The organism is Streptomyces sp. adm13(2018), assembly GCF_008042145.1.
In the GTDB taxonomy this organism is placed as follows: Bacteria; Actinomycetota; Actinomycetes; order Streptomycetales; family Streptomycetaceae; genus Streptomyces.
The window spans coordinates 10,123-31,417 of record NZ_RDBH01000105.1; the positions used below are offsets into that span (position 1 = coordinate 10,123).

A 21,295-nucleotide genomic window follows, 5' to 3' on the forward strand; every position below is an offset into this window, starting at 1 on the left:
GAGCATGGGAACGGCGGGCGGGGGGTAGCAGCCGTCCGGAAGATCGGCGGCAGGCGGCCCCACGGAGCCGGTACGGCGGCCGGAGGGTCGACAGGGAGGTACGGAGAGACCATGACCGGTGACGGCTCGTACGAGCGCGACCGCGCCTACATCACCACCCGGATCACGGCCGACGGGCGGGACGGCTACGCCGTGGAGCCCGGGCGCTACCGTCTGATCGTCGCGCGGGCCTGCCCGTGGGCGAACCGGGCGGTCATCGTGCGCCGGCTGATGGGCCTGGAGGACGTCCTCTCCATGGGGCTCGCCGGGCCCCTGCACGACGAGCGCAGCTGGGCCTTCCACCTGGACCCGGGCGGCCGGGACCCCGTCCTCGGCATCGACTGGCTGCGGGAGGCGTACGAACGGCGCGAGCCGGGCTATCCGAAGGGCATCACGGTGCCCGCGATCGTCGACGTCCCCACCGGCCGGGTGGTGACCAACGACTTCGAGCGGATCACGCTCGACCTCGGCAGCCAGTGGACGGCCCATCAGCGCGACGGGGCGCCGGAGCTCTACCCGGAGCGACTGCGCGACGAGATCGACGACGTGGCGGGCAAGGTCTACCGGGACGTCAACAACGGTGTCTACCGGTGCGGCTTCGCCGGCGGCCAGCGGGCGTACGACGAGGCCTACCGGCGCCTCTGGGACCGGCTGGACTGGCTGGAGGAGCGGCTCGCCGGGCAGCGCTACCTGGTCGGCGACACCCTCACCGAGGCGGACGTCCGCCTCTTCCCCACCCTGGTCCGCTTCGACGCCGTCTACCACGGCCACTTCAAGTGCAACCGGCAGCGGCTGACCGAGATGCCGGCCCTGTGGGGCTACGCGCGGGACCTGTTCCAGACCCCCGGGTTCGGGGACACCGTCGACTTCGCGCAGATCAAGGCGCACTACTACGTGGTCCACCACGAGATCAACCCGACCGGGGTCGTGCCCCTGGGCCCGGATCCCCGTTCCTGGCTGTCGCCGCACGGCCGGGAGGAGCTCGGCGGCCGCCCGTTCGGCGACGGGACACCGCCTCCCCCGCCGCCTGCGGCCGAGCGGGTCCCGCTCATCGGCTGACGGCCGGTCGTACTGTTCACGGGCGAAGGGCCTGCCCCGTTCAGGTGAACGGGGCAGGCCCTTCGTCTCGTCGCGATCGCCGCTGGCGGACCGGGTGTGCTCAGGACTGCTGCCCTGGCTGCTGCTCGGTCTGTTCCTCGCGCCCGATCCCGGGGCTCTGGCGCTTGGCGCGGTGGCCGTCGGTGCCCTCGCGGTCGGTGTCGCCCGCGCGGCCCTGGACGGCGTCCTCCGCCTTCTCACGCGCCTCCCGGTCCCCGCTCTCGCCCTCCGCTTCCGCGGGAGTGGTGCGGGACGGGCGGTGGCTCCGCTCGTGCTCGTTCACAGGGAGCTCCTTCCCTCGTGCTCCCGCGGGGCGGGGCACGGTCCGTGGACGGTCCGCCGGGGCCGTCGGAGGCCTCGGCCTCTCCGGCCCGGCGGAGCGCAGTTCGTGGTTCCGGCGGGTCTTCTCAGCGTTCGGGCCGGTCGTCGGGGGCCGTCCACGAGTCGCGGCGCGCCGCGGCGGCCGGGGGCTGGGCGGGCGGCGCGGCGGCGGCCCTTCGCCGGGCCGCGCGCCGGGATCCCCACCAGAAGGCGGCGATCAGCAGCACGGCGACCACGGCACCGACCAGGATCAGCAGCAGCGCGGGGGATCCGGCTGCGGCGAGCGGCACGGTGGAGTCGGTCGGAATGCGCATGGAACGGCCTTCCTGTCGGGGTGGGAGCGGAGTGCCCGGATCCGGCGGCTACCCCGCCTCACGTCATCCATGCGGGCACTCCCGGGGGCGTGCTCAGACCATCGGGCCGCCGTACGGGCTGCCTCCGAGTCCGTAGTGCATGCCCAGCTCGGAGCGGTAGGCGGGGTCCGCGAGGTGCTTCTCGCGGTGGAACTCGGGGGCGTCCTTGATCTGCTCCTTGGTGCGGTCGACGAAGATCCTCTGCTCGTCCAGGTCGATGCTCACCACGGTGGAGGCAGGGAGGAGGACCTCCTTGCCGAAGATCCAGACTCCGGTGTCCACGACCAGGTACGCGTCGTCGGCCTCGTCGGAGTGCTTGTCCACCTTGCCGACGGTGCCGTCGGTCGCCTCGACCTTGTAGCCGGTCAGATCGGTGCCGGCCAGGTACCCGGCGGTCGACTTGTACGCCCACGCGTGCTCGGTCACGAGAAAACAACTCCTCCGGTCGGCGGGGGCGGTCGGCGGATCGCCGTCGCCCTCCTTGTCCGTGTGTCCTGCTCGGCGGGGTGCGTTCCCCGCCTGGGCACCGCCTGCCCAGGGTCGGGCAGGCCAATCACCCGTCGTCCGCGAAGGGGTGACGCGGGCCGTCCGCCGCCCGCGCTCGCGTCCGCGGACGCGGACGCGCGCCTTCCGCGCGGGCAGGCGTGAAATCCCGGTGCGGGGTTACGCGCAGGGACACGGCACCGCTGTCACAGTGGTGCGAGTCCCCACGGAACTGGTCACCATGTCTGAATCGCCCCTGCACAAGGCGACCCCGCCCGGATCGTCGCCGGTCCGGTCGTGGCGCACGACGGCCCGTCAGCTCCGCGGAAGGTTCGGCCGTCCCGTCGAGACCGTCTTCCGCTACGACCCGGACGATCCCTGGGCCGTACGGACCACGTTCCGGCTCCCGCTGGGAGTGGAGATCGAGTGGACGTTCTCCCGGGAGCTGCTGCGTTCCGGGACCCGGGTGCTGAGCGGCGAGGGCGACATCCGGCTCTGTCCGGTGCGCACCGGCGGGAAGGAGGGGGTCGTCCGCATGCGGCTGGGTCCGGTCGAGGCGTTCGCGGCCGTCGACGTGGACCGCGCGGGGCTGCGGAACTGGCTGGCGGAGACGTACGCCGCCGTGGCGGAGGGTGAGGAGGCCGCGCGGATCGACTGGGCGGCCGAGTTCGCGCAGCTCTTCGCTCGTCCGTAGGCCCGTGGGGACGTACGGCGCGCGACCGACCCCGAAGTCCTCCGGTCCGGTCCCGCACGGGCCTCGCGCGGGCCGTCAGGTGCCCGGACCAGGCCCGTCCCGTACCCGGACAGCGGTGTCAGTGCCCTCACGTAGGCTTCCCGCCACCACACACCGACCCGGAGGATCCAGAGAGTTGACCGGCATGTCCGCTTTCCCGCTGCCCTTTCACACCTCGCGTCCGCAGCCGTACGCGACACCGCGGACGCTGCGGGAACTGCAGATGACGCAGTGCAGCGCGCACATCCGGTCCAAGCCGGACTGGTCCGAGAAGAGGAACGACGCCGACATCGTCGCCCGGTGGACGCGGGAGGCCGTCGCGCAGGGTCTCACCGAGGCCCAGGTCCGGTACGTGCTCGACGAGCTCGGGCACTACGCCGCGCTGCGGGACGGCGGGACCGGCGCCGAGGTGTCGGCCGTCGACGGGGTGTGGCAGTCCGACACCCTGGTCGACGAGGCGCTCCGGGAGCGGCTGCGGGAGGCGGTCCGGGTGCTGGAGGAGGTCCCCGAGGCCGAGCGGGACTGGCACCCCGGATCCGACGGCCAGGTGCTCGACCTGGTCCACCCCTCGCTGTTCTGCCTGGTGCGGGAGGCCAGCGGGGCCCCCGAGGAGACCTGGGACAACCCGGCGACGCCCTACACGAAGTACGAGTTCTCGGAGCGGTTCCAGTGGCTGCCGACGGACGTCGACGTCCAGGACGACGGCGCCGTGTCCTTCCGCTCGTACGTCAACAACGTCCACCCGGAGCGGCATCGCGACCTGCTCTCCGTCCTGCCGGAGCTGGTCGGGCGCATGCGCCCGCTCTGGGAGAACGTGCTGACCGACCTGCGCCACCCCCGGCCGCCGAGGATCGAGGCCGACCCCTGGGTCTGGTACGGTCCGGCGCCGACGCGCCCGGAGAAGGCCTCCCACCCCGACGACGCGGCCTTCGCGGAGGCCCGCCGTGTCTGGGACGAGGCCTATGACGCCTGGTGGGAGAACCGCCGCCCGGTCGTGCCGGACGCCCCCGTGTTCACCGCTCCCGCGGTCCCGGGCCGGTCCGAGCGGGTCGACCTGCGCGGCCGCGGCCTCCAGGTCATCGTCAAGCTGGCCACCATCCACCTCACGCCGGAGAAGCCCGAGTACGCGGGCGGATCGTGGCACGTGGAAGGGATGATGAACGAGCGCATCGTGTCGACCGGCATCTACTACTGGGACAACGAGAACATCACCGAGAGCCGGCTGAGCTTCCGGGCGGCCCTCGACGACCCGGACTACGAGCAGAACGACGACGGCGGCCTCCGCGAGGTCTACGGCCTGGAGGACGAGGACGCGCTGAACCAGCTCCTCGGCGCGGCCGCGACGCCGGAGGGCCGCTGTCTGGCCTTCCCCAACGTGCTCCAGCACCGCGTCGGCTCGTTCCGTCTCGCGGATCCCACCCGGCCGGGGCACCGGAAGATCCTGGCGTTGTTCCTGGTCGACCCGTCGGAGAAGATCGTCTCGACCTCCGACGTGCCGCCGCAGCAGCCCTGGGCCGAGACCTCCACCATGACCCGCGAACAGGCCGAGACCTTCCGCGAGGAACTCATGAAGGAACGCAAGTTCTTCGTCGACGAGCACAACGAGCAGCTCTACGAGCGGCAGTTCTCCCTCTGCGAGCACTGACCGGCGCGGATCCCCGACGGGCCCGGCCCGACCCACAGGGCATCCCGCGTGGCGTGCGCCGCTCTCCGCTCATCCGTTCGTACGCCAGCACGGGCGGGAGCGGCGGGCGGCGCGCAGAGTGGGGGCAGACGCCGAGACGGGGAGGTGGCGATGCCCACGCTCACGAGCCGCCGCTGCTCGCGGGGCCGCGCGCCCGGGACGGGCCGTGGCTGAGCCGCCGGGGGCGACGGGGGACGCGGGGCGCTCCGTCGAGCGGGTCGTCCGCCCGCGGCGGGCCCTGCGCGCCGGCCTCGCCCATGCGGTGGCCGTCGGCGTGGCGGTCGTGCTCGGCCTGCTGCTGCCCGCCGTCGACGGCGGTTCGCGGGTCGCCGCGGACCGCGCGGTGGCCGTGCTCAACGTGCTCGGGGTGGGCGTCCTCAGCGTCACCACCCTGATCTTCTCCCTGATGTTCCTCGTCGTGCAGTGGGCCGCGGGCAACTTCAGCCACCGGCTCGCGCTGTTCCGGTCCGACCCGATGGTGTGGCGCGTCTTCGCCTTCGTCCTCGGGGTGCTGGTCTACTCCGTCACCGCGGTGCTCGCCATCGGCTCGCGCCCCACGGTGTCCGTGGCCGTACCGATCGCCGCCCTGGTCATGGCCGCCGCCGCGTTCGTGCTCGTCCGCCGTCTCCAGCTCGTCGCCCTGCGTTCTATCCAGCTCGCCCACGTCCTGGACGAGCTGCGCGACCGGGGTCTCCACGCGCTCGACGTGTACGGGCCGCCGGACGGTACGGCCGCGGCGCGGGATCCAGCCCCGGGACCGGACGCTCCGGGGGTGCCGCCGGCCGGGCCCGCCGCCTCGGTGCTCTGGCGGGGCGCGGCCGTGCTGGTCGAACAGTTCCGGCTGGTTCCGCTGGTGGAGGCGGCACGGCGGGGCGGCGCGACGGTCGTCCTGCGGGTCAAGGTCGGGGACGTCGTCTACGAAGGCGACGTGGTGGCCGACGTCCACCACGGGACCGTCCCGGAGGGCGAGGTCCTGAAGGCGGTCCTGGCCGGTCCCGAGCGCACCTTCCACCAGGATCCCGTGCTCGCCTTCCGGCTGCTGTCCGACATCGGTCTGCGCGCGCTGTCCTCGGCGATCAACGACCCCGCCACCGCCGTGCAGGCACTGGACGCCGTCGAGGATCTCCTGCGTCGTGCCGCCACCGGCCCGGTCGTCCGGACGAGCCGCGCGATCCCCGACGCGTCCGGCGCGGTGCGGGTGGTCCTGCCGGTGGCGGGGTGGGACGACCTCCTGCGGGTCGGGCTGGACGACGTCCTCGTCATCGCTCCCGGCATGCCGATGGTGCTGGCACGCTGCCACAGGCTCCTGACCGGAGTGCTGTCCGTCGCTCCCGCACCCCTCCGGCCGCCCCTGGAGGAGCGCCTCGCGTGGACGGAAGAGCGGCTCTCCGTTTGCCCCTCCTTCCTCCGCGACGGGGCGGGATCCGGCGGCTGAGGCACCCGGGGGCCATGTGGTCGCATCCGGCGCGGGCCGCGGGGCCCGCGCCGGATCGGCTCAGACGCCCGACGGGACCTCGGCCTTCTCCTGGGTCGTCTGCCCGCCTTCTTCCGCCGCCAGCCTGCGGTTGCGGCGGACGGAGGACCAGAAGGACCAGGCGATCAGGACCACGCCGATCAGACCGGTGACGACCTCGGGGATCTGGTAGCGGATGCTGATCATGAGGATCACGGCCAGGGCGCCGATCGCGTAGTGCGCGCCGTGCTCCAGGTAGACGTAGTCGTCGAGGGTGCCCTGGCGGACCAGGTAGACCGTCAGCGAACGGACGTACATGGCGCCGATGCCGAGACCCAGGGACATCAGGACGATGTCGTTGGTGATGGCGAAGGCGGCGATGACACCGTCGAACGAGAAGGAGGCGTCGAGGACCTCCAGGTAGAGGAACATGAAGAAGGCGGCCTTGCCGGCCATGACGACCACGGGCACGTTCTTGCCGGTGCGCCGTGCCTCCTCCTCGGCCTCGTGCTCGCGCTCCTCCTCTTCCTCCAGCTTGTTCTCGAAGAAGCCGGAGAGCCCGCCCACCACCAGGTAGGTGATGAGGCCGAAGACACCGGAGAGCAGGACGGTCGCCGTCTTGTCGACGTGCGCGCCGCCGTGCTGGTGGGCCTGGCCCGCGAAGGTCATGGCGCTGACGGCCAGGACGACCAGGGCGACGCAGACCGACAGCATGTCGACCTTGCCGAGCTTGGCCAGCGGCCGCTCCAGCCAGCCGAGCCACTTGATGTCCCGGTCCTCGAAGATGAAGTCGAGGAAGATCATCAGCAGGAACATCCCGCCGAAGGCCGCGATCGACGGGTGGGCGTCGGTCACGAGCTGCTCGTAGCGCTCGGCGTCGTTGACCGCGAGGTCGACCGCCTCGATGGGGCCGACCTTGGCGCTGATCGCCACGATCACGACGGGGAACACCAGCCGCATGCCGAAGACGGCGATGAGCACACCGATGGTGAGGAAGATCTTCTGCCAGAAGGCACTCATCTTCTTCAGGATCCCGGCGTTGACCACGGCGTTGTCGAACGACACCGAGATCTCCAGGATGGAGAGGATCGCCACGATCCCGAAGGCCGCCCAACCCCCGTAGAACACCGCCGCGACGAGGCCGAGCGCGGTCACCGCGAACGACCAGCCGAACGTCTTCAGAACCACTGGCTACCCAATCGTTTCGAGCGGGGCCTCCCCCGCGCCGTACCTGGCTTTACCAAATGCTGACCAAGTCTAGAGCGAGGCACCGTCGTCCACACGCCGCCCGAGCCGCGAATCCGGTACCCCTCCGGGGTGCGACCCGGGAACGGCCTTTACCCAAGGCGTCGTTCCGGAGGCTGCACGGGACTCCACCGCGGCGCCGCACGCGCGTCCTGCCACTGTCCCCGATGCCCTGTTTCCGTGACATGCCCGAAATCGGCTTCATGGAGCAGCAATTGACCCGGAGGCCGCGCGCGGCCCGGTGAGGCGATGGCCCGGCGGTCAACTGCGCAGGTGCGACGCTCCGTTGAGGTCGAGGATCGTACCGGACGACCATTCCGCCGCGGGGGACGCGAGCCAGAGGACGGCCGCCGCGATCTCGTCCGGCCCGGCCACCCGGCCGAACGGGCTCTGGGCGCGGATCGCCTCGCCCTCCGCCCCTTCGAGGCGGGGCGCGACCCGTTCCGTGGCGAAGAATCCGGGCGCGACCGAGGCGACGGCGATGCCGTACGGGGCGAGGGAGACCGCGAGCGACTGGCCGAGCGCGTGGACGGCGGCCTTGGTGGCGCCGTAGGCGGGGTGGTCGGGTTCGCCGCGGAACGCCCCGCGGGAGCCGATGTTCACGATGCGGCCGCCGGTGCCCTGGTCGATCATCCGGCGGGCCGCGAGATGGCTGAGATTCGCCGTGGCGAGCAGGTTGACGGTGACGTGCCGCTGCCAGACCTCGGCCCACTCTTCGTACGGGGTCTCGGGGAGGGGGTGGCGGACGTTCACGGCCGCGTTGTTGACGAGGACGTCGATCCCGCCGAGCGCCTCGGCCGCCGCGTCGGCCACGGCAGCGGCCCCGGCCGGGTCCCCCAGGTCCCCTCCGACCAGGGAGTGGCCCGTTCCGTCGAGGGAGGCCAGGGTCAGCCGGGCCTCCTCGGCGCGCGAGGCGTAGTGGACGGCGACCCGGTCGCCCTGGGCGGCGAACGCCCGGGCGACGGCACGGCCCAGGCCTCGGGAGGCACCGCTGACGAGGACACGGCGACCGGAAGCGGGCAGGTTCATCAGGGACCTTCCGAGCGGGGACGGGACGCCGGTGCCATTCTGCCCGGCGGCCCCGTCACGCCCGGAGGCGCCTCCGGGGGTGGGCGCTCCGGGCGCCCGGCCCCTCCGGATGCCCGGAGCGCTCTGGATACCCGGGCCCTCCGTACCCTCCGGCCGCCGGGTGCCCGTCGGCGGCGCCCCCGACTCCTCCGCTGCCGCCGGCTCCCCCGTACCCCCGCCCCTCTTCTCAGGCGATCTCGAGGACGATCTTGCCCGTCGTCCGGCCCCGCTCGCCGATCTCGTGGGCCTTCGCCGCCTCCGCGAGGGGTACGACGACCTCGACCACCGGTCGCAGCCGGCCGGCCTCGACCAGGGCGGCGATCTCCCGCAGGCCGAGGTGGTCGGGCTCCACCAGGACCCAGGAGGCCCGTACGCCGTCCCGCGCGGCGGGCACGTCGTCCGGGCCCGGCAGGGTGATCAGCCGGCCGCCGTCGCGCAGCACCTTCAGGGAGCGTTCGGCCGTCTCGCCGCCGATGCCGTCCAGGACCACGTCCACGTCCGCGATCACGTCCTCGAAGCGGGTCTCGCGGTAGTCCACGACCTCGTCCGCGCCCAGCTCCCGCACCAGGTCGTGCTTGGCCGCGCTCGCCGTGCCGATGACGTAGGCGCCGCGAGCCTTGGCGATCTGTACGGCGAGGTGGCCCACGCCGCCGGCCGCCGCGTGCACCAGCACCCGCTCGCCGGGGCGGACGTCCGCCGCGTCGACCAGCGCCTGCCAGGCGGTGAGTGCCGCGAGGGGCAGCGCAGCGGCCTCGACATGGGTCAGCGAGGCGGGCTTGGGGGCGAGGTGCCGGGCCGGGGCGACCACGTACTCGGCGTAGGCGCCCGCCTGCCGGGGGAAGAGCGGCATCCCGAAGACCTCGTCGCCGGGACGGAGGATCCCGACGCCGGGGCCCACGGCCTCCACGGTGCCGGAGACGTCCCAGCCGACGGCCGGGAGCGCGCCCCACTCGATCAGGCCCCCGCTCGCGCGGGTCTTCCAGTCCACCGGATTCACCCCGGCCGCGTGGACCCGCACCAGGACCTCGCCGAGGCCCGGCTCGGGGCGCTCCACCTCGCGCTCGACCAGGTTCTCGGGTCCGCCCCACTGCTCCACGACCACCGCACGCATGCCGTCCGCCTCGTTTCCTTCTCGTTCGGCCGCCGGACCGTTCCGGCGGCGATGCGTCCACGATCCGGTACGAGGGGCCCGTACGGTGTTGGCCGTTTGGCCAGTATGTGACAGGATCTGGCCATGACGGAAACAGCCGACCGGACGAGGCCGACCTCCCCGCAGACCGGCCCGAAGGCGGCCCCCGAGGCGCCGCACCGGGTGGCCGTACTGGCGCTGCCCGGGGTGCCCCCGTTCGAGCTCGGCATCCCCTCCCGGGTCTTCGGCAGCGCCGGGGACGCCGACGGCCGCGCCCTGTACGAGGTCGTGATCTGTACGGCGGACGGCGCCCCCGTACTCAGCGACGCGGGTTTCACGGTGCAGCCCGCGGCCGGTCCCGAGGCCCTCGCCGCCGCCGACACCGTGGTCGTCCCGCCCACGCACGCCATGCCCGAGCTCGGCCTCGGCGGCCCGCTGCCGCCCGAGGTCGCCGCGGCCATCGCCGGAATCCGGCCAGGCACCCGGCTGGTGTCCATCTGCACCGGGTCGTACGTGCTCGCCGCCGCCGGCCTCCTGGACGGCCGGCCCGCCACCACCCACTGGAACCTGGCGCCGGAGTTCCGCCGGGCCTACCCCGGGGTGAAGCTGGACGAGGAGGTGCTCTTCGTCGACGACGGCGACGTGCTGACCTCGGCGGGCGTGGCAGCGGGGGTCGACCTGTGCCTGCACATGATCCGCCGCGACCACGGCGCCTCGGTCGCCAACCGCGCCGCCCGTATGTGCGTGGTGCCGCCCTGGCGGGACGGCGGCCAGGCCCAGTTCATCGACCGGCCCGTGCCGGAACCCACCCTGGCCAGTACCACCGCCACCCGCGCCTGGGCCCTGGAGCACCTCGCCGAGCCCCTCACCCTGGCCCGGCTCGCCGAGCACGCCCGGATGAGCCTGCGGTCCTTCACCCGCCGGTTCCGCGACGAGGTCGGCTCGACCCCGGTGCAGTGGCTGACGGCCCAGCGCCTGGAACTGGCCCGCCAGCTCCTGGAGACGACCGACCTCCCGATCGACCTGGTGGCCCACCGCGCGGGCCTCGGCTCCGGGAACTCGCTGCGCGCGCACATGCGGACGGCCTTCGGGGTCTCGCCCGCCGCCTACCGCCGGGCGTTCGGCACCGACGGTCCCCCGGGAGCCGGAGCGGAGACGCGCCCGTCCGGGTGAGCGGTCCCCCGGCGCACGGCGCTCGCGGCGGGCCGCCGTCGGCGTGCTGGCGCGGGGCGGCCCGGTCTTCGTCCTACGCTGCAACGCCGGGACGAACCCGCCGGGACCGAGCCTCTCCGAAAGCGCGGATGCCTTGTTCGCCGTCACCGTCATCGCGGGCATTCTGTTCACCTGGTGCGTCCTGTCGCGCCGGCTCGCGCTGTGGAGCGTCACCGCACCGATCGCCATGATGGCGACGGGCATCGCCCTCACCAGCGGCTCGGACCCGCCGCTCGTCTTCGACTTCGGCGACCTGGCCGGATTCGAGCACGCGGTGGAGGTCGTCCTCGCGCTCCTGCTCTTCGTCGACGCGACCGAGGTGCCGTCGGGGGCCATCCGGCGCGAGCGGCGGATCGTCACCCGGCTCCTCGGCGTCGCCCTGCCCCTCACCCTCGGCGCCGCCTTCCTGGCCGCGCTGGTCTTCTTCCCGGACCGGCCGGGCTGGGTCCTGGCCACCCTCGCCACGGTCGTCGTCCCGCTCGACCTCGCCCCCGCCACGGCCGTCGTCCGGGACGCGCGCATCCCGGCCCGTCTGCGGGAGCTCCTGAACGTGGAGGGCGGTCTCAGCGACGGGGTCGTCTCCCCTATGTTCCTGGTCTGCGTCGCCGCGGCCGCCGAGTACCGGACGGCGGGCGACGACTACGCCGAGGCACTCCTCGACGCCGTCGGGGCGGCCGGCTGGGCCGTCGGCGCCGGCGCGCTGGTCGGCACGGTGGCCGGCCGGCTGCTGCGCCGGTCCTGGGCTCGGGGCTGGGTGCTGCCCACCGCGACGAGGCTCGCGGTGCTGAGCGTGCCCGTCGCCGCGTACTCCCTGTCCCTCGCCCTGGGCGGCAACGGCTTCGTCGCCGCGTTCGTCGCCGGCCTCTGCGTCGCCCCGGCGCTGCGTCACCTCCCCGAGGACACCCTGAAGATGACGGACGACCTGGCCACCCTGTCGACCCTCGCCCTGTGGTTCCTCTTCGGACAACTCGTCAGCGACGAGTTGTGGGACGGCTTCCACCTCAACGTCGTCCTGTACGCCGTCCTCGCCTGCACCCTGGTGCGCGGGCTGCCGGTGCTGCTGGCCCTCGTCGGGACGGACCTGTCCCTGTCCGACCGCCTGTTCCTGGGGTGGATGGGGCCGCGGGGCGTGGCCTCCGTGGTCTTCGGGCTGCTCGCGGCGATCGAGCTGCGGGCGGCCGGCGGGGGCGACTTCGTCTCCCGGGTGATGGTGATCACCGTCATGGTCAGCATCGTGCTGCACGGTCTGAGCGCCGAGCCCCTGGGCCGGCGGTACGCCCGGGGCCGGCGCAGCGCGCCACTCCCCCGGGCCGGCGAGTGACGGCGGGCGGGCCGGTCTCTGTCCGGCCCGCCCGCCGCCGCTCCGTCAGGCGGGGATCCAGTTCCGCCAGGTGGACTCGTTCCGCTCCACCCAGCGGCGGGCCGCCTCCTCGGGCGAGAGCTTCTGCTCCGCGATCATCAGGGCGACGTCGTTCTGCATGCCGGTCGTCCAGCGGAACTTCTTCAGGAAGGCGGCCGCGTCGCCCCCGCCGTCCGCGAACCGGGCGTTGAGGAACTTCTGCAGGGGCGTGTGCGGGTACGCGCAGGCCACCTTCTCCGGTTCGGCGTCGCAGCCCTCCTTGTGGGCGGGCAGCTTCACCTCCGTCATGGGGACCTTCTCGAACAGCCACTGGGGCTTGTACCAGTAGCTCAGGAAGGGCTTCTTCTCCTTGGCGAACTGCTTGATCTGGGTGATCTGCGCCGCCTCCGAGCCCGCGAACACGACCTGGTAGTCCAGGTCCAGGTTGTCCACCAGCGCCTTGTCGTTCGTCACGTACGACGGGGAGCCGTCGAGGAGCTGACCCTTGCCGCCGCTCTCCGCGGTGCGGAACTCGTCGGCGTACTTGTTCAGGTTCTTCCAGTCGGTGACGTCGGGGTGCCGCTCGGCGAAGTACGTCGGGACGAACCAGCCGATGTGGCCGGTCACCCCGAGGTCGCCGCCGCGCGCGATCGTCCCCTTGTCGTCGATGTACCGCTTCTCCTGGTCGGGGTGTCCCCAGTCCTCCAGGATGGCGTCCACCCGGCCCTGGCTCAGCGCGTCCCAGGCGGGCACCTCGTCGATCTGGACGGTGTCCACCCGGTAGCCGAGCTCCTTCTCCAGCAGGTACTGGGCGACGGCGACGTTGGCCTGCGCGCCGACCCAGGACTGTACGGAGAGGGTGACCGTGCGGGAGCCCTTGGCGTCGGCGTACGGGGAGGCCTGCCGGGTCATGTCGGCGGCTCCGCAGCCGGTCAGACCGGCCGCGAGGACGGCGGCGGTCACCAGCGCGGTACCGCCGAGTGCGATGCGTGTACGAGCCATCTCAGGCCCCCTTTCCCGCGAGGTCACGGCGCTGCGTCGGCTGGGTGACGCGGTCCAGGACGAGGCCGAGGCAGACGATCGCCGCGCCGGCCACGAGACCGGTCGCCAGGTCGCCCTGGGCGAGGCCGAAGACCGCTTCGTAGCCCAGCGCTCCGCCGCCCACGAGGCCGCCGATGACGACGACGGCGAGGACGAGCACCACGCCCTGGTTGACGGCGAGCAGCAGCGCGGGCCGTGCGAGGGGCAGTTGGACCTGGAGCAGTTGCTGGCGTCCGGTCGCGCCCAGCGACCGGGAGGACTCCAGGGCCGCCGGGTCCACCGCGCGGACGCCCTGGGCGGTGATCCGCACGACGGCGGGCAGCGCGTACACCACGGCGGCCGCGACGGCAGGGGCGCGGCCCACGCCGAACAGCGCGACCACGGGGATCAGGTAGACGAACTGCGGCATCGTCTGGAAGACGTCGAGCACCGGGCGCAGCAGGCGTCCCAGGCGGCTGCTGCGGGCCGCGGCGACGCCCAGCGCGACGCCGAGCACCAGGGTCACCGCGACGGCGGCCAGCACCTGCGAGAGGGTGTCGAGGGCCGGGCCCCAGACGCCGAGGACGCCGATGGCGGCCATCGCGAGGACGGCGGTCGCGGCGGTGCGCCAGGTGCCGATGAGCAGGGCGAGGGCGCCGACCACCAGCAGGACCGACCACCAGGGCAGCCACTGCAGGCCGTCGCGCAGGGGGTTGAGGATCCAGGTGGTGAAGTGCCCGGCCCAGTCGGCGGTGCCGCCGACGACGGGCACGCCGGAGTACAGGTGGGCGGTCATCCAGTCGACCGCCCTGTTGACGGGCTCGGCGGTGTCGACCGTCCAGGCCTCGGGCCAGCCGAGACGGTCGGTGAGCCGGCCCGCGACGGCGACGGCGGCGGTCGCGGCGAGGGCGATGATCCAGCCGGTCCGGGAGCCGCGGGCGGGGGGCGTGCCGAGCCGCGCCCCGGCCGCGGCGGTGACGCGGTCCAGGACGACGGCGAGCAACACGATGGGCACGCCGGCGGCGAGCGCGGCGCCGACGTCGACGGAGGCGAGCGCCTGGTAGACGCGGTCGCCGAGACCGCCGGCGCCGATGACGGAGGCGATGACGGCCATGCCGAGGGCCATCATGATCGACTGGTTGAGGCCGAGGAGGAGTTCCTTGCGGGCCAGCGGCAGCCGGGCCGTCAGCAGGCGCTGCCGTCCGGTGGCGCCGAGGGAGGCGGCCGCCTCCATGACGCCGGCGTCCGCGCCGCGCAGTCCGAGCGCGGTGAGCCGGGCCATCGGCGGGGCGGCGTAGACGACGGTGGCGAGGACGGCCGCGGGGACGCCGATGCCGAAGACCAGGACGACGGGCAGCAGGTACGCGAAGGCCGGCAGGACCTGCATGGTGTCGAGGACCGGTCGCAGGACGCGGTCCATCCGGTCCGAGAGGCCGGCGGCCAGGCCGAGGGCGCCGCCGAGCAGGACGGACGCGGCGACGGCGACGACCATCAGGGCGAGCGTCTGCATGGTGGGCACCCACATGCCGAGCAGCCCGCAGGCCGCGAAGGCGGCGACGGACGTCAGGGCCAGCCGGACGCCCGCGACCCGCCAGGCCAGCAGGCCCGCGGCGGCGGTGACGCCGGCCCAGCCGAGGGCGAGCAGCAGCAGGTACACCGCGCGGACGGACACGACCACGGCGTTGAGGTGGAAGCCGTCCCACAACTCGTCGCTGACGAGTTGTCCGAAGAGGAACCACAGGGCGAGGGTCGACAGGGTGGCCAGGTCGTCCGTCATCTTCAGGGTGTCCTCGGGGAGGTGACGCAGCGCCGGGGCGACGCAGAGGCCGGCGACGAACGCGGCGACGAAGCCGTTGCCGCCCAGGGCGAGGGACAGGGAGTACGCGGCGACGGGCACGCTCAGCACCCCCACCACCGCCTCGGGCGGGGGGACGCGGGGGTGACGGTGGCGGTCATCGACCCCACCGCCCAGAGGCGCGGGAGCCGGTCGCGGCGCACGGCGGAACCGGGGTGGCGGGAGGCGTGGTGGTGCCCGCGGCAACCGGCACGCCGGAGGGCGTGGTGCCGACCAGGTGCTGGGCCTCCGCGTCCCTCGTGCCGCCCGGCGGCTGAGTCTCGACAGGCGTCGCGGCGCCCGGCGGTGGCCAGGTCGTGTGGGCGTACATCAGGCCACCGCCTTTCGGGGCGCGGCCGGGACGCCTGCGACGACGCCGAGGAGTCCCGCGTGGTCGACCACGCCGAGGCAGCGGCCGTTCTCGACCACACGCGCGTTGCCGCCGGTGCGGGCGACGGCCTCGATGGCCTCGTGGACGGTGGCGCTCGGGGCGAGCGCGGGCCCCGCCTCGCTCTCGTCGGCGAGCGCGGGACGCATCGCCGCGCGGACGGTGAGCACCTGCTCGCGCGGCACGTCCCGGACGAAGTCCCGGACGTAGTCGTCGGCGGGGGCGCCCACGATCTCCTCCGGGGTGCCGAGCTGCACGATCCGGCCGTCGCGCATGAGCGCGATGCGGTCGCCGAGCTTCAGCGCCTCGCTCAGGTCGTGGGTGATGAAGACCATGGTGCGGCCCTCCTCCCGGTGCAGGCGGACGACCTCCTCCTGCATGTCCCGGCGGATGAGCGGGTCGAGCGCGCTGAACGGCTCGTCGAACAGCAGCACTTCGGGGTCGACGGCGAGCGCGCGGGCCAGCCCGACCCGCTGCTGCTGGCCGCCGGAGAGCTGGCCGGGCCTGCGGTGCTCCATGCCCTCCAGGCCGACCTTGGTGACGAACTCGGCGGCGCGGGAACGGCGTTCGCCGCGTCCGACGCCCTGGATCTCCAGGCCGTACGCGACGTTGTCGAGCACCGTGCGGTGCGGGAGCAGACCGAAGTGCTGGAAGACCATGGCGGCCCGGTGGCGGCGCAGTTCGCGGAGCCGGGCGCCGTCCATGGACAGCACGTCCTCGCCGTCGAGGGCGACGGTGCCGGAGGTCGGCTCGATGAGCCGGGTGAGGCAGCGGACGAGGGTCGACTTGCCCGAGCCGGAGAGGCCCATGACGACGAAGACCTCGCCCTTGCGGACGTCGAAGGAGACGTCGCGGACGGCGGCGGTGCAGCCGGTCCGCTCGCGGAGCTCCGCGGCGTCGAGGGAGGCGAGCTCCGGGTCGGCGGGCACGCGCTCGGCCTTCGGGCCGAAGACCTTCCACAGCTCGCGGACGGAGAAGACGGGTGCGGCGGTGTCCTGCGGCGGGTGGGTCATCGTCGGGCCCCTTCCAGGAGGTCCGCGCATTTCTCGCCGACCATGAGCACCCCGATCATCGGGTTGACGGCGGTCATGGTCGGGAAGACGGACGCGTCGGCGATCCGGATGCCGTCGAGGCCCCGGATGCGCAGGTCGGGGGCGACGACGGCGAGTTCGTCGTCCGCGGAGCCCATCCGGCAGGTGCCGGCGGGGTGGTAGACGGTGTGCGCGACCTTGCGGGCGTAGGCGCTGAGCTCCTCGTCGGAGGTGACCTCCGGGCCCGGGCACACCTCGCGCTTGAGCCAGCCGGCGAGCGGCTCACTGGCGGCGATCTCCCGGGCGATGCGGATGCCGTCGACGAGCGTCCGGCCGTCGTAGTCGTCCTCGTCGGTGAAGTACCGGAAGTCGAGAGCGGGTTTGGTCTCGGGGTCGGCGCTCGTCAGGTAGAGCCGGCCGCGGCTGCGCGGCTTGGGGATGTTGGGGGTCATCGACACGCCGTGCGGGGGCCGTTCGTAGCCGAGCCGCTCGGGGTTGTCGGTGAAGGGGATCTGGTAGAAGTGGAACATCAGGTCGGGCCCCTCGGACTCCGGGTCGCGGCGGACGAAGAGTCCGGCGTCGGAGTCCATGGCGGAGTTCTCCGGGATGGGGCCGTGGGTCTCCCACACGATGACCGACTCGGGGTGGTCGAGCAGGTTCTCGCCGACGCCCGGCAGGTCGTGGACGACGGGGATGCCGAGCTTCTCCAGGTCGGCGCGCGGACCGATGCCGGAGTGCAGGAGCAGCCGCGGGGTGTCCACGGCGCCCGCGCAGACCAGGACCTCGCGCCGGGCGCGTACGACGTGTTCGGCGCCGTCCTGGGTGCGGATGTGGACGCCGGTGGCGCGGGTGCCCTCCAGTTCCAGGCGGAACGCCCAGGTCTCCAGGGCGATGTGCAGGTTGGGCCGGTCCAGGAACGGGTGCAGGTAGGCGACCGAGGCGGACGACCGCTTGTTGTCCTCGGGGTGGTAGGCGAGGTCGAAGAAGCCGACGCCCTCGTGGAAGGGCTGCCGGTTGAAGCCCTCGACGCGGGGGACGCCGAGCGCGGTCTGCGCCGCGTCGACGAAGTCCCGGGCTATCGCGTTCCGGTCGGCCTCGTCGACGGGGACGATGTTGTTGCGCAGCCGGGCGAAGTAGGGGTCCATGGCGGCCGCGTCCCAGCCGTCGGCGCCGGCCTCGGCCCACTCGTCCCAGTCGGAGGGCAGCGGCTTGAAGGCGATGAGGGTGTTGTGCGAGGAGCAGCCGCCGAGGACGCGGGCGCGGCTGTGGCGGATGTGCGAGTTGCCGCGGGGCTGCTCGGTGGTGGGGTAGTCGTAGTCCAGTTCGCCGCCGAGCAGGCCCATCCAGCGGCGCAGGGTGAGGACGTCGTCGCGGCCGACGTCGCTGGGGCCGCCCTCGATGACGGCGACGGTGACGTCCGGGTCCTCGGTCAGCCGGGAGGCGATGACCGAGCCGGCGGTGCCCCCGCCGACGACGACGTAGTCGTACAGGTGGGGGTCGTTCATGCCTGGTCCTTCTCCGTCGTGCCCGCGAACCAGCGCACGGGGCGCGGGGCGAGGTTCTGGTAGATGTGCTTGGCCTCGCGGTACTCGGCGAGGCCGGTGGGGCCCAGTTCGCGGCCGATGCCGGACTTCCCGAAGCCGCCCCACTCCGCCTGCGGCAGATAGGGGTGGAAGTCGTTGATCCAGACGGTGCCGTGGCGGAGCCGGGCGGCGACCCGCCGGGCGCGGTTCTCGTCGGAGGTCCAGACGCCGCCGGCGAGGCCGTACTCGGTGTCGTTGGCGAGGGTGACGGCCTGTTCCTCGGTGCGGAAGGTCTCCACGGTGAGGACGGGGCCGAAGACCTCCTCGCGGACGACCCGCATGCCGCGGTGGCAGCGGTCGAGGACGGTGGGCCGGTAGAAGTAGCCGGGGCCGGCGGGCCGTTCGCCGCCGGCGCGCAGGACCGCGCCCTCGCCCAGGGCGGAGGCCACGTACTCCTCGGTGCGCGCGAGCTGGGCGGCGGAGACCAGGGGGCCGCACTCGACGCCCGGGTCGGTGCCGCGGCCGAGCCTGATCAGCTCGGCCCGGCGGGCGAGTTCGGCGACGAAGCGTTCGCGCAGCGACTCCTCGACGATGAGGCGGGAGCCGGCGGAGCAGACCTGGCCGCTGTGGATGAAGGCGGCGTTGAGCGCCTGGTCGACGGCGGTGTCGAAGCCTTCCGCGGTGGCGCAGGCGTCGGCGAAGACGACGTTGGGGTTCTTGCCGCCCAGTTCGAGGGCGACCTTCTTCACGCTGTCGGCGGCCGCGTGGGCGACCTTGGTGCCGCTGACGAGTCCGCCGGTGAAGGAGACGAGGTCGACGCCGGGGTGCTCGGCGAGCCGGGCGCCGACGGTGTGGCCGGGGCCGGTGACGATGTTGGCCGCGCCGAGGGGCAGTCCGGCCTCCATGAGCAGTTCGACGAGGACGACCGTGGTCAGCGGTGTGATCTCGCTGGGCTTGATGACGAAGGTGTTGCCGGCCGCGAGGGCGGGGGCGATCTTCCAGCTGGCCTGGAGCAGCGGGTAGTTCCAGGGCGTGATCAGGGCGCAGACCCCGACGGGCTCGTGGACGACGACGCTGTGGATGTCGTTCGATCCGGCGTCGACGACCCGTCCGCCGTCCTCCTTCTCGACGAGGTCGGCGAAGTAGAGGAAGGCGTCGCGGACGCAGTCGACGTCGACGCGGCCCTCCTCCAGGGTCTTGCCCGCGTCCTGGCTCTCCAGGGCGCCGATCCGCTCGCGGTCGCGCTCCAGGAGGGCGGCGACACGTCGCAGCAGGGCGGCGCGCTCGGCGACCGGTGTGCGCGGCCAGGATCCGTCGTCGAAGGCGGCCCGGGCCGCGTTCACGGCGTCGTCGGTGTCCGGGACACCGCCTTCCGCCACGATGGCGAAGGCGGTCTCGTCGACGGGGTCGATGATCTCGCGCGTGGCGCCGGACAGGGCCGCGCGCCATTCTCCGCCCACATGGATGGTCTGTTGTGCTGCCGTCACGTCGGGTATGGCCTTTCGTTCCTCTGAAATCCCCCTGCCGGTCTCACCGGCGGTTCGGCCGCCTGCCCGGGGGGCACACTTCCATGCGCGATGACCTGCGCGGAGTGGCCCTAGTCACGCTTCAAGCGGGTGCAATCAGGGCATATCGCCGGTTGGCCGGGATGCCGCCCGGTCCGGCCGGCGGCGGGGCGGGGCGGCGGGCCGGGCGTCGTAGCCTGGGAAGGTCCGCGCGTCGGCGCGGGCGGTACGCCTACGGAAGGAGCGCGGTGTGGACGGCACCGTCTGGCTGGTCGTGGCCGTGGTCCTGCTGCTCGCGACGGCGGGGTGCGCGGCCGTGCTGCTCGTCCGTGTCTTCCGGGCGCGCCGGCTGCTCCTCGACGCGGGGATCCCGCTGCAGTCGAAGGCGCTGTTCTGGGCGGCGGTGGTCTACACCATCTCGCCGATCGACCTGATCCCGGACCCCGTCTACCTGGACGACATCGGCGTGCTCCTGCTCGCCCTGCGGGGGCTGTACGCGGCGGCCGGACGGAGCGGCGCGGACGCCAAGACCCTCCTCTCGGACCCCGGGACCGCGCTCGGCGGGGACGCGGCCCTGTCCCGGGAACCGCGCAGAGGCGCCTGACCGGGGCTCCCGCCCGTCAGACGCCTCTCGGCCCTCGCACTCCCGCACGCGCGTCGCGCCGCGTGCCGTGGGTCACACGTCTCACACGTCTGGCGCGGCACGTCGCGGGGCTCCCGTCGCGCGTGCCGTCCGTCACACGGCGCTTCCCCGCGCCTCGGCGGCCTCCTGCGGGAACAGGGCCCGCGGCGCCTCCCCGTGGAAGTACGTCTCGGCGCGCTTCATGGCCCGTTCGTCGGTGAGCACCTGGCCGGGCCGGGAGCCGTTGCCGAGGAGGACGCCGCCGAAGCCCATGCGGAGGTAGGCGGCGGTGTGGTTGAGGGTGGTGGCCAGGCCGTCGGCGACGGCCTCGTCCTCGTCCGACATGGCCGTCACGGCCCACAGCGTCCGGCCCGCCATCCGCTTCTTGAAGTCCAGGCCGGGTACGCCGAGCCAGCCCGACCAGTAGTCGAGGTAGCGCTTGGTGGGGGCGGAGAGCGTGTACCAGTAGAGGGGCGAGGCGATCACGATGTCGGTGGCCTCCAGGGTGGCCTCCCGCAGGGTGCGCTCGGCCTCGGAGACCGGCCAGTCGCCCTCCTCGTGGCGCCCGTCCTGGAAGTCCGGCAGCGGGAGCCCGTTGAGGTCGATCCACCGCTGGGGGACGTCGGCGGGCAGGGTCTCGGCGGCGGCCCTGGCGAGTATCTCCGTGTTGCCGTCGGCGCGTGAGCTGCCCAGCACGAACAGGAAGGAGCGTTCCGCGGGTCGCGGGGAATGAGTGGTCATGCCCGGACGCTAACGGTTGACACTGGTGTCAAGGTCAACAGACCGATCCACGACGGGGCGGAAGGCGGGCGGGCATGCTGATCGGGGAGCTGTCGCGGCGGACCGGGGTGAGTTCGCGGCTGCTGCGCTACTACGAGGCGCAGGGCCTCCTGGAGGCGCGGCGCGGCCCGAACGGCTACCGGTCGTACGACGAGGACGCGGTGGCGACCGTCCGCAAGGTCCGTGCGCTGCTGGCCGCCGGACTGCCCACCGAGGTGATCCGGGTGGTGCTGCCCTGCACCGGCGGGGACGGGACGGCGTTCGACTGGTGCGCCGACATCCGGGACCTGATGCTCCGTGAACTGGCGGCCGTCGACGCCCGCATCGACGACCTGCACCGGCGCCGCACCACGCTCGCCGGGTATCTGGCCGGGGCGTGACGGAGCCCGCCGGCGGCGGCGCCCCCGGGGTGTGGGGGCGCCGCCGCCGGCGGGC

20 protein-coding genes are annotated in these 21,295 nt (G+C 73.4%); 8 read left to right on the top strand and 12 right to left on the bottom strand.

Going from position 1 to position 21,295, the window contains the following annotated elements; all coding sequences use genetic code 11:
* Nucleotides 1-111: 111 nt before the first annotated feature.
* Complete coding sequence (locus tag EAO70_RS09505; RefSeq protein WP_187283819.1) at nt 112-1,098, top strand: glutathione S-transferase family protein; 987 nt, start codon at nt 112-114, stop codon at nt 1,096-1,098.
* A gap of 100 nt (nt 1,099-1,198) precedes the next feature.
* Here the strand turns inward: EAO70_RS09505 and EAO70_RS09510 are convergent, their stop codons facing one another.
* The 3 genes from EAO70_RS09510 to EAO70_RS09520 form a co-directional block, all read right to left on the bottom strand.
* Entirely contained in the window at nt 1,199-1,420 is a 222-nt protein-coding gene (locus EAO70_RS09510; RefSeq protein ID WP_148002568.1) for a hypothetical protein, read from the bottom strand.
* Nucleotides 1,421-1,544: 124 nt separating this feature from the next.
* A complete protein-coding gene (locus EAO70_RS09515; RefSeq protein WP_148002569.1) occupies nt 1,545-1,772 on the bottom strand; it encodes a DUF6479 family protein in 228 nt (75 codons plus the stop codon).
* 93 nt (nt 1,773-1,865) lie between these two features.
* Nucleotides 1,866-2,237, bottom strand: a complete 372-nt coding sequence (locus tag EAO70_RS09520) for a PRC-barrel domain-containing protein (RefSeq protein WP_148002570.1) — start codon at nt 2,235-2,237, stop codon at nt 1,866-1,868.
* 298 nt (nt 2,238-2,535) lie between these two features.
* Here EAO70_RS09520 and EAO70_RS09525 point away from each other — a divergent pair, with 298 nt between their 5' ends.
* From EAO70_RS09525 to EAO70_RS09535, 3 genes are all read left to right on the top strand, one after another.
* Nucleotides 2,536-2,988, top strand: a complete 453-nt coding sequence (locus EAO70_RS09525; RefSeq protein WP_148002571.1) for an SsgA family sporulation/cell division regulator — start codon at nt 2,536-2,538, stop codon at nt 2,986-2,988.
* A 175-nt stretch (nt 2,989-3,163) separates the two neighbouring features.
* On the top strand, nt 3,164-4,672 hold the full coding sequence (locus tag EAO70_RS09530) for a DUF4246 domain-containing protein (RefSeq protein ID WP_148002572.1): 1,509 nt from the start codon (nt 3,164-3,166) through the stop codon (nt 4,670-4,672).
* A 205-nt stretch (nt 4,673-4,877) separates the two neighbouring features.
* Nucleotides 4,878-6,146, top strand: coding sequence for a DUF2254 family protein (locus EAO70_RS09535; RefSeq protein WP_187283820.1), 1,269 nt, complete (start codon nt 4,878-4,880; stop codon nt 6,144-6,146).
* Between the two features lie 60 nt (nt 6,147-6,206).
* Here the strand turns inward: EAO70_RS09535 and EAO70_RS09540 are convergent, their stop codons facing one another.
* The 3 genes from EAO70_RS09540 to EAO70_RS09550 all read right to left on the bottom strand — a co-directional run bounded on the left by EAO70_RS09540 (nt 6,207) and on the right by EAO70_RS09550 (nt 9,588).
* Nucleotides 6,207-7,352: a DUF475 domain-containing protein gene (locus tag EAO70_RS09540; protein ID WP_148002574.1), complete on the bottom strand. Its 1,146-nt coding sequence runs from the start codon at nt 7,350-7,352 to the stop codon at nt 6,207-6,209.
* 318 nt (nt 7,353-7,670) lie between these two features.
* Nucleotides 7,671-8,438: an SDR family NAD(P)-dependent oxidoreductase gene (locus tag EAO70_RS09545; protein WP_148002575.1), complete on the bottom strand. Its 768-nt coding sequence runs from the start codon at nt 8,436-8,438 to the stop codon at nt 7,671-7,673.
* Nucleotides 8,439-8,664: 226 nt separating this feature from the next.
* Nucleotides 8,665-9,588 carry an NADP-dependent oxidoreductase gene (locus EAO70_RS09550; protein ID WP_148002576.1) on the bottom strand — a complete coding sequence of 308 codons (924 nt, stop codon included), beginning with the start codon at nt 9,586-9,588 and terminating at the stop codon, nt 8,665-8,667.
* A 123-nt stretch (nt 9,589-9,711) separates the two neighbouring features.
* Here EAO70_RS09550 and EAO70_RS09555 point away from each other — a divergent pair, with 123 nt between their 5' ends.
* Both EAO70_RS09555 and EAO70_RS09560 read left to right on the top strand, forming a co-directional pair.
* Nucleotides 9,712-10,779, top strand: a complete 1,068-nt coding sequence (locus tag EAO70_RS09555; protein ID WP_148002577.1) for a GlxA family transcriptional regulator — start codon at nt 9,712-9,714, stop codon at nt 10,777-10,779.
* A gap of 133 nt (nt 10,780-10,912) precedes the next feature.
* On the top strand, nt 10,913-12,139 hold the full coding sequence (locus EAO70_RS09560) for a cation:proton antiporter (RefSeq protein ID WP_148002578.1): 1,227 nt from the start codon (nt 10,913-10,915) through the stop codon (nt 12,137-12,139).
* 45 nt (nt 12,140-12,184) lie between these two features.
* Here EAO70_RS09560 and EAO70_RS09565 read toward each other — a convergent pair whose 3' ends face one another.
* From EAO70_RS09565 to EAO70_RS09585, 5 genes are all read right to left on the bottom strand, one after another.
* A complete protein-coding gene (locus tag EAO70_RS09565) occupies nt 12,185-13,159 on the bottom strand; it encodes an ABC transporter substrate-binding protein (RefSeq protein ID WP_187283821.1) in 975 nt (324 codons plus the stop codon).
* A 1-nt stretch (nt 13,160) separates the two neighbouring features.
* A complete protein-coding gene (locus tag EAO70_RS09570; RefSeq protein ID WP_261992777.1) occupies nt 13,161-15,083 on the bottom strand; it encodes an ABC transporter permease subunit in 1,923 nt (640 codons plus the stop codon).
* 258 nt (nt 15,084-15,341) lie between these two features.
* Nucleotides 15,342-16,412 (bottom strand): glycine betaine/L-proline ABC transporter ATP-binding protein, encoded by a 1,071-nt coding sequence (locus EAO70_RS09575; protein ID WP_148002579.1) that lies wholly within the window; start codon nt 16,410-16,412, stop codon nt 15,342-15,344.
* The gene (locus EAO70_RS09580) at nt 16,409-17,935 is read right to left on the bottom strand and encodes a GMC family oxidoreductase (protein ID WP_148002580.1); all 1,527 of its coding nucleotides are present in this window, start codon (nt 17,933-17,935) and stop codon (nt 16,409-16,411) included. The genes EAO70_RS09575 and EAO70_RS09580 overlap by 4 nt, the downstream gene beginning before the upstream one ends.
* Nucleotides 17,932-19,440: an aldehyde dehydrogenase family protein gene (locus EAO70_RS09585; protein ID WP_187283822.1), complete on the bottom strand. Its 1,509-nt coding sequence runs from the start codon at nt 19,438-19,440 to the stop codon at nt 17,932-17,934. The genes EAO70_RS09580 and EAO70_RS09585 overlap by 4 nt, the downstream gene beginning before the upstream one ends.
* Before the next feature lie 268 nt (nt 19,441-19,708).
* On the opposite strand from EAO70_RS09585, the gene EAO70_RS09590 reads away from it, so the two are divergent.
* On the top strand, nt 19,709-20,062 hold the full coding sequence (locus EAO70_RS09590) for a YkvA family protein (protein ID WP_148002582.1): 354 nt from the start codon (nt 19,709-19,711) through the stop codon (nt 20,060-20,062).
* Nucleotides 20,063-20,194: 132 nt separating this feature from the next.
* Here EAO70_RS09590 and EAO70_RS09595 read toward each other — a convergent pair whose 3' ends face one another.
* Nucleotides 20,195-20,821 carry a flavodoxin family protein gene (locus tag EAO70_RS09595; RefSeq protein WP_148002583.1) on the bottom strand — a complete coding sequence of 209 codons (627 nt, stop codon included), beginning with the start codon at nt 20,819-20,821 and terminating at the stop codon, nt 20,195-20,197.
* Nucleotides 20,822-20,895: 74 nt separating this feature from the next.
* Here EAO70_RS09595 and EAO70_RS09600 point away from each other — a divergent pair, with 74 nt between their 5' ends.
* Nucleotides 20,896-21,240, top strand: coding sequence for a MerR family transcriptional regulator (locus EAO70_RS09600; protein ID WP_148002584.1), 345 nt, complete (start codon nt 20,896-20,898; stop codon nt 21,238-21,240).
* Nucleotides 21,241-21,295: the final 55 nt, after the last annotated feature.

What these genes read in the sequence shown, in the direction of transcription:
- EAO70_RS09580 (WP_148002580.1), bottom strand. Translation starts at nt 17,935, where the DNA reads ATGAACGACCCCCACCTGTACGACTACGTCGTCGTCGGCGGGGGCACC.
- EAO70_RS09600 (WP_148002584.1), top strand. Translation starts at nt 20,896, where the DNA reads ATGCTGATCGGGGAGCTGTCGCGGCGGACCGGGGTGAGTTCGCGGCTG.
- EAO70_RS09515 (WP_148002569.1), bottom strand. Translation starts at nt 1,772, where the DNA reads ATGCGCATTCCGACCGACTCCACCGTGCCGCTCGCCGCAGCCGGATCC.
- EAO70_RS09595 (WP_148002583.1), bottom strand. Translation starts at nt 20,821, where the DNA reads ATGACCACTCATTCCCCGCGACCCGCGGAACGCTCCTTCCTGTTCGTG.
- EAO70_RS09555 (WP_148002577.1), top strand. Translation starts at nt 9,712, where the DNA reads ATGACGGAAACAGCCGACCGGACGAGGCCGACCTCCCCGCAGACCGGC.
- EAO70_RS09505 (WP_187283819.1), top strand. Translation starts at nt 112, where the DNA reads ATGACCGGTGACGGCTCGTACGAGCGCGACCGCGCCTACATCACCACC.
- EAO70_RS09525 (WP_148002571.1), top strand. Translation starts at nt 2,536, where the DNA reads ATGTCTGAATCGCCCCTGCACAAGGCGACCCCGCCCGGATCGTCGCCG.
- EAO70_RS09550 (WP_148002576.1), bottom strand. Translation starts at nt 9,588, where the DNA reads ATGCGTGCGGTGGTCGTGGAGCAGTGGGGCGGACCCGAGAACCTGGTC.
- EAO70_RS09575 (WP_148002579.1), bottom strand. Translation starts at nt 16,412, where the DNA reads ATGACCCACCCGCCGCAGGACACCGCCGCACCCGTCTTCTCCGTCCGC.
- EAO70_RS09545 (WP_148002575.1), bottom strand. Translation starts at nt 8,438, where the DNA reads ATGAACCTGCCCGCTTCCGGTCGCCGTGTCCTCGTCAGCGGTGCCTCC.
- EAO70_RS09565 (WP_187283821.1), bottom strand. Translation starts at nt 13,159, where the DNA reads ATGGCTCGTACACGCATCGCACTCGGCGGTACCGCGCTGGTGACCGCC.